At 43.4% G+C, this 11,791-nt stretch carries 9 protein-coding genes; all 9 read right to left on the bottom strand.

Annotated elements, in window-relative coordinates:
* Positions 1–25: 25 nt before the first annotated feature.
* Entirely contained in the window at positions 26–733 is a 708-nt protein-coding gene (locus C8P65_RS09135; RefSeq protein ID WP_107782535.1) for a signal peptide protein, YSIRK family, read from the bottom strand.
* A complete protein-coding gene (locus C8P65_RS09130) occupies positions 733–1,215 on the bottom strand; it encodes a hypothetical protein (protein WP_009391022.1) in 483 nt (160 codons plus the stop codon). Before C8P65_RS09130 ends, C8P65_RS09135 begins: the two co-directional genes overlap by 1 nt.
* A gap of 68 nt (positions 1,216–1,283) precedes the next feature.
* On the bottom strand, positions 1,284–3,617 hold the full coding sequence (locus tag C8P65_RS09125; protein WP_107782534.1) for a glycoside hydrolase family 20 protein: 2,334 nt from the start codon (positions 3,615–3,617) through the stop codon (positions 1,284–1,286).
* 20 nt (positions 3,618–3,637) lie between these two features.
* Complete coding sequence (locus C8P65_RS09120) at positions 3,638–4,330, bottom strand: ZIP family metal transporter (RefSeq protein ID WP_107782533.1); 693 nt, start codon at positions 4,328–4,330, stop codon at positions 3,638–3,640.
* An 11-nt stretch (positions 4,331–4,341) separates the two neighbouring features.
* Entirely contained in the window at positions 4,342–5,466 is a 1,125-nt protein-coding gene (locus tag C8P65_RS09115) for a GNAT family N-acetyltransferase (RefSeq protein WP_107782532.1), read from the bottom strand.
* Positions 5,453–6,391: a transporter gene (locus C8P65_RS09110; protein ID WP_107782531.1), complete on the bottom strand. Its 939-nt coding sequence runs from the start codon at positions 6,389–6,391 to the stop codon at positions 5,453–5,455. The genes C8P65_RS09115 and C8P65_RS09110 overlap by 14 nt, the downstream gene beginning before the upstream one ends.
* 45 nt (positions 6,392–6,436) lie before the next feature.
* On the bottom strand, positions 6,437–6,610 hold the full coding sequence (locus tag C8P65_RS12095; RefSeq protein ID WP_170069095.1) for a hypothetical protein: 174 nt from the start codon (positions 6,608–6,610) through the stop codon (positions 6,437–6,439).
* A gap of 40 nt (positions 6,611–6,650) precedes the next feature.
* Positions 6,651–7,241, bottom strand: coding sequence for a Uma2 family endonuclease (locus tag C8P65_RS09105; RefSeq protein WP_107782530.1), 591 nt, complete (start codon positions 7,239–7,241; stop codon positions 6,651–6,653).
* A gap of 171 nt (positions 7,242–7,412) precedes the next feature.
* Positions 7,413–11,675 (bottom strand): cobaltochelatase subunit CobN, encoded by a 4,263-nt coding sequence (locus C8P65_RS09100; RefSeq protein ID WP_107782569.1) that lies wholly within the window; start codon positions 11,673–11,675, stop codon positions 7,413–7,415.
* Positions 11,676–11,791: the final 116 nt, after the last annotated feature.

The raw sequence follows: 11,791 nt of genomic DNA, 5'->3' as shown, positions 1-11,791 counted from the left end.
CAATTCACAATCTATAATTTATTAATTAATCTTTGTGGAAGGCCTCTCGATAAGCGCGTTCTAAGAAGCGGTATTGGTCTCTGGGCATCGTTATGGTAATGGGGGTATTGGGTTGCTCGCGGGTGTAGATATGGGCTTCTTCTACTAACTCATATTTGTTCTTTGAACGGTCGTAGTACTTTTCCCGGCAGTCCCATTCTAAATGCACTATATCCTTTAGCGACAAACCCTCGCCCAAACTCCACATAAAGTAGGCTTTCCCTTGGCAAATCACCACAAAAGGCGAATAGCGTTGGGTGAAGTTCATCAGCTGCATCATTTCAGTAAAACGCTCGTAATCAGCATCGCTCATTGCTTCTAATAGCTTTTGCAAGTGTTGTATATTCCTGTTGTGATAAAAATATAAGCCTATGCACCAGCCTAAAAAACCAGCAGCGGTAAAGCAGATTATATAAGGGTGCTGTTGGGGGTAAAGAAGTAAATTTTCGTAGAAAGAATAAGGCATATGAAAGATTTCGAAAAGCAAAAAAGAGCAGAAAGGCACACAAATCAATAATCCTGTAGAGATGGATACCACAACTACATATTTTTTTAGTTTGCTAAGGTACTGCTTTCGTTTCTCGGGCATATAATGCGCACTGCTGTAGCGCAGGGTATTAGGTTTTCTGTTGAAAAGATAGTAGACCGTTATAATAAAAAGTGCCCAAAAAGGAATAGTAGCTACAAAATCCATTATTGATTTTCTGATAAGAGGTTATGAAGCGCCTTGATAGAGTGCTCAAATCGCTTGATGAGCTTGGGGTTACTCACTTGGTGCCATAGCTGTGGTTGCTCATACCAAGCGGTGTCTGCCCCTGCCTTGGCGTGGCCGAGCTCTAATTGGTCGTCTATACTAACAATAAAGTAATAATCAGAAGGAAAATAGGCATCTTTTACATCGAAGAATACGATAGCCTTAGGTAGGAAAAAGTCGCCATACTCATAGGTAGTGTGGCTTTTTTCAGAGTTCCACACTACGGCATATTTAAAATTCTTGTCTTTTTTCCAAAAAAAGATAGAAGAAGAGGCTACGGGTGGTAGTTCAAATATTTGCAAAGCATCTTCAGCTATAAAGTCACTTTTTTTCATTATTTCGTTGAATAATGAAGGGGTAATCACCTCGTTTTTCAGGGGAGGTGTATGTAGTTTTCTTTCTCTATAATAGATTCTAGGCATAATTTTTAAAGTCTTATTTTAGTCGGCAAAGATACAAAGTAATTAGCAAATTAGCAAATTAACAAAATTTATAATACCAAAATTTCATCTATAAATAACCACGCATCACCGCCTTTCGGAGGTGTTTTTACGTTTTTGAGTCGTATTTGTAGGTAGCGAGTGCTTTGGGGGTCAAACTTTAGTACAAAATCTTTCAGCGAGGGTTTCCCTTTGATAGTGCAAGGCTCTTCTTGCGCTGCTACTTCTCGGTAGTTTTTGCCATCGGCTGAAAGGGCAACCGTTAGTTGTTCAGGGAAGTAAATGCCAGACGATTGGGCATCCATTGCGCCTATACGCACCTCGCTTACCTCTGTTGTTTCGCCTAAATCAAGGGTGAGGGTTACATCATCGCCCAACCAACCGAGCCATTGCCCGTCGTGGAAGTTCTTCGTACCGCGAATTACATTGGTAAGGGTACCTTCGCCTTGCCCCTGATAGCTCTTGTGGTATAGCGGACTATAGCTTACTAGTTTGCCTATCGCCTTGTGGAAGGTAATCTGCCCAGAGGTAATAGTGTTGGTAGTATTTGCTGAAAAGACCGCTGCTTTGTAGGTAGTAGTCGCTTTGATAGCAATAGGGGCGGTGTATTTTTCTCCTTTTTCTATAGGGGTATAGCCTAAAGCGTAACGAATATCGGCATTAGGCACTTCGCATTCTAATTTTAGGTAGATATTGCCCTCTTTGTTCTCTACGGTAGGCACTACTTGGTATACTGAGCGGGCGTAATGTATGCCCATCACGTCCATTCGCTGCATAAAGTGCTGCGTGCGCCTCATAAAACTGTCCCAATCTTTTAGTTTATCGTTTGTCCAACTGATTTCAGCAAGCGCTAATAGTCTGGGGAAGAGCATATATTCAGAGTGCTCGGTACTGCCTACGTGTTCAGCCCATAGGTTAGCTTGGGTGCCGAGTACTTTGTTTTTTTCAAGAGAAGCATCAGATAAGGCTTCTTTTTCTAAGTTGTAGTTGTATAGCTTTTTCAACGGCAGATAGCCTCCGTTGGCTTGTGGCTCGTAGTCGGGTAGCCCTTGGTAATTGTCTATATAGCAATCGCTGGTTAGTACTATAGGGTTGCCCTGTGCAAGGGCTTTCTTGCCTACTTCTATGCCGCGCCAGTTCATCACTACTGCATTTTTAGCCAGTCCGCCGTCCATTATCTCGTCCCAACCGACTAAAGTGCGTCCTTTTGAGGTTAGAAAATCATCAATTCGCCTGATAAAATAGCTTTGTAGCTGATGTACATTCTTTAGCTGGTGTTCTTTCATTCGTAGCTGACACTTAGGGCAGCGCTCCCATTCGGTATGGGTAGCCTCATCGCCGCCTACGTGTATGTATTGGCTGGGGAATAGGGCTAATACCTCGGTAAGTACCTCTTCTATAAAGTCAAAAGTTTCTTCTTGTCCGGCACAGTAGATGTCGGTAATAGGCCACACCGCTCCTGAAGGCACTCCTATAGGGCGTTTATGGCAAGACAGTTCCGGATAAGCCGCTATGGCACTCATTGCGTGGGCGGGCATCTCTATTTCGGGTATTACCGTGATGCCCCGCGCAGAGGCATAGGCTACTATTTCTTTGATGTCTTCTTGGGTGTAAAAGCCGCCGTATTTTTTAGGAGCGGTCGCAGGATTAGCAAAAGCATTGGCAGGATTAGGGGTTCGTTCGTTCCATAGCTTGTCCTCTTGGTCTACGCGCCAAGCACCTACTTCAGTCAGTTTAGGGTATTTTTTAATTTCTATACGCCAGCCCTCATTGTCCACCAAATGAAAGTGAAAGGTGTTGAGCTTGAGCATCGCCATACGGTTGAGGGTTTTGAGTATATATTCTTTAGGAAAGAAGTGACGCGATACATCTAACATCAGCCCACGCCATTGATACTGCGGGGCGTCAGTGATAGTAACCGCAGGTACGAGCCAGTCGCGTTTTACTAATTCTGAACTTTCTACCTCGTTGGGGAGTAGTTGGCGTAGCGTCTGCACGGCGTACAGAGCCCCATTGTAATCTGCCGCCTTTATGCTGATTTGCTGAGGGGTTACTGCAAGGGTATAACCTTCTTTGGGCAGCGACTTATCCGTATCAATTACTACCGAATTAGTTAGTATAGCTGCTTTTTGTATTGCAAACTTAAACCCAGAAGCGCGCTCAAATTGTTCGAGGAAAGGCAGTCTAGCAGGCATTAGTGCTGGGTCAATTACAAAAACAGTCTCTTGGGTAAACTGAAAATACCCTTTGCCTAATACCATCGATTGGGGTTGCGGAATGATACTGAGGTCATCAGAGGTAAAAACTACCTCTTTTTTGGGGGTGTGGCAGGCAGTTAAGCATAGAAGTATGCTAAGGTATAATAGTTTTTTCATCGTCTTCATTGTTTAATTTGTTTATTGTTTTAAGTGAGATATGCTACCGCAAACCCTATGCATACGCTTAAAAACTTCAGTAGGTTAAAACGATGTCCTTCAGCGTTTTCAAACAGAATAACGGTAGAGATATGCAAGAAAATACCGATAACTATTGCCGAAAGTTCGGTGTGATAAGCAATAAGTTGGGGTACATTGGTGCTTAAATAGGTGCCTAAAGGGGTCATCAGCGAAAAAAACAACAAAAAGAGGGCTGTTTTCCATTTATTGATACCCGAATTAATAAAAAAAGTGGTCAATACAATAGCCACTGGTAGTTTGTGTACAAAAATACCATATACTAAATCGTGATTGTGCCCATGCGATAGCGGGAAACCCTCTAATATAGAGTGAATGCTAAGACTGATAAATAGCGATAGCGGGAAAGCTGTATGGGCAGTATGTAAGTGCCCCGGATGTCCGTGTTCGGCTCCGTGAGAGAAAAATTCTAAAACAATTTGCAACAATACCCCTACTATAACAAATAGCCCTATATATTTGAAATCAAGGCTGTGGTCATGCTGGTGATATACTTCAGGAATGAGCACAAATACTGTCAGTGCCAATAAATACGCTCCACTGAATGACAGTAGCAACTTAGTATATCGCTGCGAGGCAGGTTTTAAGAAAGTTACCACACTCCAGCCTAATACTACCGCTAAAAAAGGAAGAAAATAGTTCATTTTCTCGTTTGTTATTTGTCAATTGTTAATCTGAAAGTAGCTCTTCTGGCAAAGATGACAGGGTCGAAATTCTTCCATAGTTGCTGAATAGCCAAGTTCTCTTCTAACTCTGGTGTAATAACACATTTAGTCACGCCATTGCGCTTAAATACATTGTAATAATAGTCGAATAGCAATGCCGGAATACCCTTGCTTTGGTACTCTGGGGCTACCCCTATAAGGTAAAACTCTACCGTATCGTGGTGCTTTTTAGCTTTTAGCAAGTGCCAAAAACCGAAAGGGAACAACTTGCCTTTTGCCTTTTGCAGGGCTTCAGAGAATGATGGCATCACTATGGCAAAAGATATGAGTTTGCCCTCTTTGTCCTCTATAAAGCGTATGTACTCAGGGTTGATAAACGGAATGTATTTCTTCTTGAAATAATCGCGTTGGGCATTGCTTATCGGCACGTATGAGGCTAAGCGCGAATAGGTTTCGTTATATAGGTCAAACATAGCATCTACGTGCTTGAGTACCTCTTTAGTAGTAGGTGTATCAATGAGTCGCACGCCATAACGTTTTTTTATTGCTTCAGCCGTCTTTTTAAAAAGTTCTGGCTTAGAGTTTTCTAACAAAAACGACATATCAATAAAACCCTTTTCCTTCTCAAAGCCTAATTTGGCCAAATGCTCTTTGTAATAAGGGTAGTGATACCACGTCATCATATTGGCGATGTGGTCATAACCATCGGTCAGCAGTCCTACCTTGTCCATACTCGAAAAGCCCATAGGCCCCTCCATATAGTCTAATTGGTGCTCGCGACCTTTTTCAGCTACTTTTTGTATGAGGGCTTTAGTTACGTTTAGGTCGTCTATCATATCCAGCCACCCGAAGCGTATTTTCTTAATGCCCTGTTGTAGGTCGTTTTGGTTAATGATAGCCGCTACACGTCCTACTATCTTTTTTTGCTCATTATAGGCGAGGAAGAAGAAAGCCTGTGCCTGCTGAAATACAGGGTTCTTGTCTTTACTAAAAGAGGCTACTTCGTCGCTAATGAGGGGCGGCACCCAATAAGGGTTATTTTTGTATAATGAGAGAGGAAACTTCACAAAGTCAGTGAGTTCTTTTTGGGTAGCTATTTCTTTAATCGAAATCATTCTTTTTTCTTTTCTTAGGTTTTTTCTTGTGTTTTATTTTAGTAGTTTTAACCTTATCGTTCAGTACTTTTTTGATGTAACTATTGTGGTTATCAATGCGATACGAAGCACCTATCAGCCCCATATAGCGTTGTGGGGTGTCATTCCACCCGATGCCCAAATCAGCGTTTAGCTGTAGGTTGGCAGAGGCGATAAAAGCAACTCCTAATCGTGTTATTTGGTCGCGATAACGGTCACTATACACCCCTTGTTGTTCGGCAAAAATGCTAAACCAACCGTTGTCCAAATTGTGGGTAACGGTTAGTATATAGCTGTATTCGGTACTTTCTTTGGTTAGGAATCTATCGCCTATCAGGTTGAGTACCGTCACTACGCGCGGTATGGGTTCTGCCTGAAAGATAGCCACCACTTTTGGCGATAAGGTTGGTACCGACTCGTAATAATAGCGCTCGTTAGGCAAAAAGTTCATACCCGCATAGAGGGCTATCGAGGGGGTGAGGTTGCGCCAACAGAAAGAGTTATTAGCTTTCCAGCTGTATATATTGGGCTCTTCGTCTAAAAATTTAGGCTTGAAGAGCAAGTATTTAGCCCCTATAGTGTTGTTTACAAAACCAAAGTGGGTAGTGGTAGTGTTATGGGCTAAAGTCTTGTCGTATGCCAAAGTTCCATTTAGCATTGCCTCTAAGCGTTCGCGAAAGAACCCATAACGCACAGCGTAGTTTATCCCTGCGTAGTGCATTTCGGTTTGGGTAACTTTATGTCGGTTATGCTCGTACCACAGTCCACCCTCCATCTGTAGCACTCGGGGGCCTACAGCATAAGCACTTTGCGAGTTGCCCGGCAGATTAGAGTTGATAATATCGGTATACTGCCCTACCATAGTATAGGGTAGCAGGCTTAATAGGAGTAGGTATATTTTATTCATTGTTATTAAGTATTTCTTTCAGGCGACAAAGATAAGAAAAAAGAATTAATAATAGAAACTTGATTTTGTTCTGATGATGCTATAAGGGTTGTAACGCCAGTACAAATTCTTCTTTAGCGCATAAAACTTCTCAGCCATTTTCTCCTTAGGCTCTCTTAGTCCGTAAACTGCCTTTCTAATGCCCCTTGCTCTATTTCTCTCTTGGCTTTCGTATCCCACTTAGGGGGTGCTATAGTATCATTAGCTTGCTTTTTGCGGATTATAGTCTAAAAATATCCTCAGTAGCTACGCTTAGTTCGGGGAATATAGCCGAATAGATGAGGTCGCCCTCTACTACTGGGCGGAGGGCTCGGTATTTGCCATTTTCAAGTACAAACTGTGTAATCTCTTTGTCGGTCGGGCGTACTACCCAATATTCAGCCACACCTGATTCTTCATACAAATCATACTTGTTGCGCATTTCTTTTTTAGAGTTCCCTGGTGATAGTATTTCAATGATAAGGTCTGGAGCTCCTAAGCAGCGTTTGTCATTTTCTAACTTCTTAGGGTCGCATACCACACACAGGTCGGGTTGTATCACACTATCCTCTATCCCCTTTTTGCTTTTTAGCACTACATCAAACGGAGCAGAGAAAAGTTTACAAGGTTTTCCTTTGAAATAATGGTACATTTCACCGTATAGATTTCCTGATACCTTTTGGTGCGAAATAGCAGGCGCAGGACTCATCTTAAAAATTTTCCCTTTAAGAATTTCTAATCGGTCTTTTATTTCCCAACGCAGATAATCGGCATAGGTATAGAGCCCATTTACAAGGTCTAACTGGTCAATACTGGTAATAACTGTACTCATAGCAAATTGTCTTTAAAGGTTTCAGGGGCAAAGATACAAAAAAATTAGCAAATAGTCGTTAGTCTTTAGTCATTAGCAAAAACTAGTTAGTCGTTAGCCGCCAACATTCTAACGACTAACGACTAACTACTAGCGTCTAAAAACTAACGACTAACTACTATCGACTAAAAGCTAACGACTAACTCTTCTCCTTCTCCTAATGAAAATGATAAGCCCTACAAAGGCTAACAGTACCGCCGCACCTATCCACACGGCATTAAACGATACCTTCTTGCTTTCTTGAGCAGGGTTTTGCTCTTCTTTCTGCAATACCTTAGCGTTTTTAGTATCTACAGTCTCACCACTGGCTTTTTGGCTGTTGGCAAGCTGCTGTTCGTAGGCTTTAGCATTTTCAGCAGAGGCTTTCTGACTGATGTAGGCTTGTAGCTTCTTGTTTTCTGATGAAAAGTTTGACGAGCTTACCCCAAATTGTTCTGTCAGTTGGGTGTGTAGGTTCGCTAGGTTACTTATCTGTTCGGCAGAGGCTTTCCACATACCTTTGCGGGTAGCCTCAAGCATTACAGCACTTACCTCTTGTAGGGCAGCCACGTTTTCTTTCTTTATAAAGTCGGTGATGCCTAAGTGCTGTTTGTCTTCTATATAGGTGTCGTACACCTCATTCCACATGGCATCATCTATCAGTTCAGGGCGAGTAGCTTCCCAACCGTGCATATTAGTTACTATCTCGGCTATCTGCCCAGCGCTCGAGGCTTTCCCCTTCATCATTTCTTTGATGTATTTAGGGTTTAGTATCGTACTGCGCGCTTCTACCCCTACAGCTTCTTTCAGGTCTTGTAGGTGCATATTCTTATGGTTGCGATAGTCGGCGAGGTAAGCATCGGGGTCTTTGCCGGTTACTTCTTTAATAGCAGCATTCATACCGCCCATAAACTCATATACGTGGTCGAGGCTTAGAGCGCCCCAAGTGTTGTTTTGTCGAGGCTGAATCAGTACATCAGCATTCTTAATAGCAGCGCGGAACATCCCCTCTTGAAATTTGCTCCACTGCTCTTTGCTTCCGTAGAAAGCCCCCATATTGTGCATATACACATCGGCTATTTCTTTCTGAGTATCCCATTTGTCGCCGGCGTTTATCATCTCTTTTATACCGGTGTCGTATCGGCCTTGCAACCCACCAAAAATACGCTGAGTAGAGAGTTCGCGGGCTTCTTTAGGGGGGACGCCTGCTTTTACAAGTTCCTTTTCAATGTCTACTGTGCCGGCACTTACCTCATTGGTGTAACGCTCTTCGGGTAGGGCACTGACCATTTCAATGGCTTTGGTAAGCAAGAAAAGACGAGAGGCTGCCAAGTCACGAAACTGACCAGAGGTTTGTATCACCACATCTATACGAGGTCTTCCGAGTTCTTCCGAAGGGATAATCCTAACATCGCCTACGCGTCCAAAGGTATCCCATACAGGCTCAACTCCTAGCATATAAAGGGCTTGCGCTATCGATACCCCTTCCGTTTCTATAAACTCTGAACTCCAGAAAGTGTAGGCTATTTTTTTAGGGTACTCTCCGTGTTTCTTTTGGTATTCGCTTAGGGTGTTTTGCGCCATATTCACCCCTCTGTCCCACGCCAGTTTAGAAGGGGTACTTTCAGCATTCACCCCATACAAGTTGTGCCCTGTAGGCACGCCTTTAGGGTTAGCAACGGCATCACCACCTGATGAAGGGGGCGTATAACCGCCGTTTAAGGCGTTAAAAAAGGCTTCTTCTTCCCTGCGCGGACTCTCCTCTAAGCCTTTTTTGTACAAAAGTACATTCTGTATGGTTCTTTCCACCTCTACAATGGCTCTTGCTTGGTCTATTTTGGCTTTTTTAGCGGCTATTTCAGCTAATTCTTGCTGAGTGAGTGGTTTGCGGTCAGGTTTTTTGGCAGGAGCTTTTATCTTAGTAGGTCTGCCCACAGCATCGGGTTTCTTGGCGGTATTGGTAGCAGTACTTGCCATAGTAGTACTCGCTGTGTTAGTAGTAGTGCCAGCTTGTTTGGCAGCTTCTTTCTGCATACGTTGTTGCAAAAAGTAAGGCATACCCTTGCCCTCTTCGGTAGCCATTACCTCTTTGGCTTTGGCTAAGGCTTCAGGGGTTACGTGGGCATAGCTGCAAACCAATTCGGTAGTTACCGGTTTGCCGGCTAATAGTTGTTTCACCAAATTTTTAGCTGGATTAAGGTACTTTTCAGTGAAGAACGTTTTGCGTTTCAGGTCTTTTTCTGTCACCTTGCCCTCATACTTATCTATAGTAGCGATGCTATAAGCTATAGGGTCGGCACTCATAGCCAGTACAGTAGAGTTGATTTTGTCGGCAGTATAAGGCACGCCGGTTACGTAAAATTCACCGTTTATCTTTTCGGTAGCTATTTCTTCAGCAAAGTTAGCAAGGCGCTCTATCTCTTCCTCAGTATAAGGTTTGCTTACGATGCTATCTAAGCGCAGGTCGCGGTGCAAGCCCATTTGTACAGCTAATTTTTTGATGTGTAGCCCTATGGTTTGTTTGTCCGAAGGGTTTTTAGCTTTTTCGTAAGATAGAATGGTGTTTTCTAACTGATTGAAAGTGTTGCGCATATCACTCTCAGTAAAAGCAGGCGTTAGATACGAGATGATGCTTCCGTACGAGCGACGTTTTGCCATCATCGCTTCCCCTATATTACCGATGGTGTAGTAGTAAAAGTGGGGAATGGTGCCTACTAATATATCGCCCCAATCGTAATCAGAGAGGGCTACTTGTTTGTTAGGGGTGAACTCTAAAGAGCCGTGGGTACCAAAGTGAATAAGCGCATCGGCTTTCAGTTTGTTTTGTACCCATAGGTAAGCCCCCATATAGGCGTAAGGGGGCACTTCTTTCACCCCGTGTAGTACCTTAAAGTCGTCTTCGGTGCTGATAGCAGCAGGGGGCTGAGGCAGAATAGTTACGTTGCCAAAAGTCAGTTGCGCAACCGCCAAATAGACTTTGCCGTCTTTGGTAGTGCTGAGGTACTCACCAGGCAGTGCGCCATTTTTGGCTAACACCTCTTGGTATAAACGCTGTGGTAGGGCAGCTTTTAGCCATTGGTTCAGCTGGTTAGCTTCTACCAGTGCAGGAGCCCCAGAGGCTATAAACTTCTCTATATCGCCTTTGGCACTCGCGCGGTAAGTATTGGCGTGACTGATAAGCTGTTGGTTGAAAGCCTCTAAGGTAGGAGGGAGGGTACCCACATTGTAACCTTGCTCTTTTAGTTGGTGCAAGAAGCGGAATAACGACGCTTCCACCTCTAAGCCTTGGGCAGCCGCAGGGGTAAGACCAACGCCTTTAAAATAGACGATAGCCACCTTTTTATCGGCATTAGCTTTGTGTTTCAGGGTCGTGAAGTTATGCACTATCTTGGCAAACTTCTCTGCGCGGTTTTTGATAGTGTTCAAAAAGTAATAACCGTCTTTGTTTTGCTCTTGGGCAATGACTACGTACGGGTAAAGCGCTCCATCGAGTTCGGGCATTACAATAGTTTGCCCCATAAAGCCACCCGACATACCCATAGGGTCTTTTTCCCAATCTTCTTTCAGTGCTAATACCGATAGACCCGTAAACAGAGGCACATTGTGCGCCTTAGCCCAGTTGGTAAAGGTTTCGGGTTGCCCCATCATCATCTGTCCGTGCGGGAAATACACCACCGCATCGGGGTTGATAGCTTCAAGGAATTCTATGCGTTTGCTCTGTGCCGTAAAGGGGTATACATTAAGCCCCTCGTTTTGTAGGGCGTTAATCATACCGTTTAGGTGCTCTTTGTTGCCCGCAAAAGGTTCGTGCAATCCAGCTACTATAGCTATGCGGGGCGCTCCTTCTTTGTAATAATGGTGCTCGCGTATATAGGCTTCGTAGCTTTTAAGGTCACCAAAAGAGCGTTCGTCATCTAAGTGAAAAAAGATGTTTTCTTTCAGCTCGATAGGGGCACCAGGTTCGGGGGCAAACCATTTTTTATCGATGTATTTGCGTATGTAGCGGGCTAAGTTCTGATAATTATTCTTATTGCCACTCTCTAAGTAGGCGGCTACTTTTTTCAGTTCAGTTTCCGATAGACTACTGATGTCGTTATCCGGATTGGTAACAGCAAAGCTGTGAAAAGGCACACGGTTGGCGGCGGCTACCAGCTGGTTGCGCTGCTCATCGCTTATTTTCAAGCCCATACCCCATACTAATACAAAGTCGTATTTTTTAAGGGTTTCGAGCTTGTCTAACGGCACTTCTTCAAACTTGATAAACTTGTCCTTGTTAGAAAGGGCGATGTTAGAAGCCTGATAACTGATGAAGTTCACCAGTGCGATGCGGGTAGGGCTTATGTATCTACGCCATCCCCAATAACCCCCTAATACTATGATAACGAGGGCTAAAATACTTAAAATCTTTTTTTTCATTATGGTTAGCATTAGACCTTTCAATAGAAGAAAGGCATTTTTGTTTTGAGCCGCAAAGATACGAAATTATTTTGAATTAAAACAAATAAAATATCCTCTTTATAGCTACACTATAC

The organism is Capnocytophaga leadbetteri (genome assembly GCF_003054025.1).
GTDB classification, from domain to species: domain Bacteria; phylum Bacteroidota; class Bacteroidia; order Flavobacteriales; family Flavobacteriaceae; genus Capnocytophaga; species Capnocytophaga leadbetteri.
Note: the sequence above shows the minus strand (reverse complement) of the source record. Positions and strands in the feature narration are given on the sequence as shown.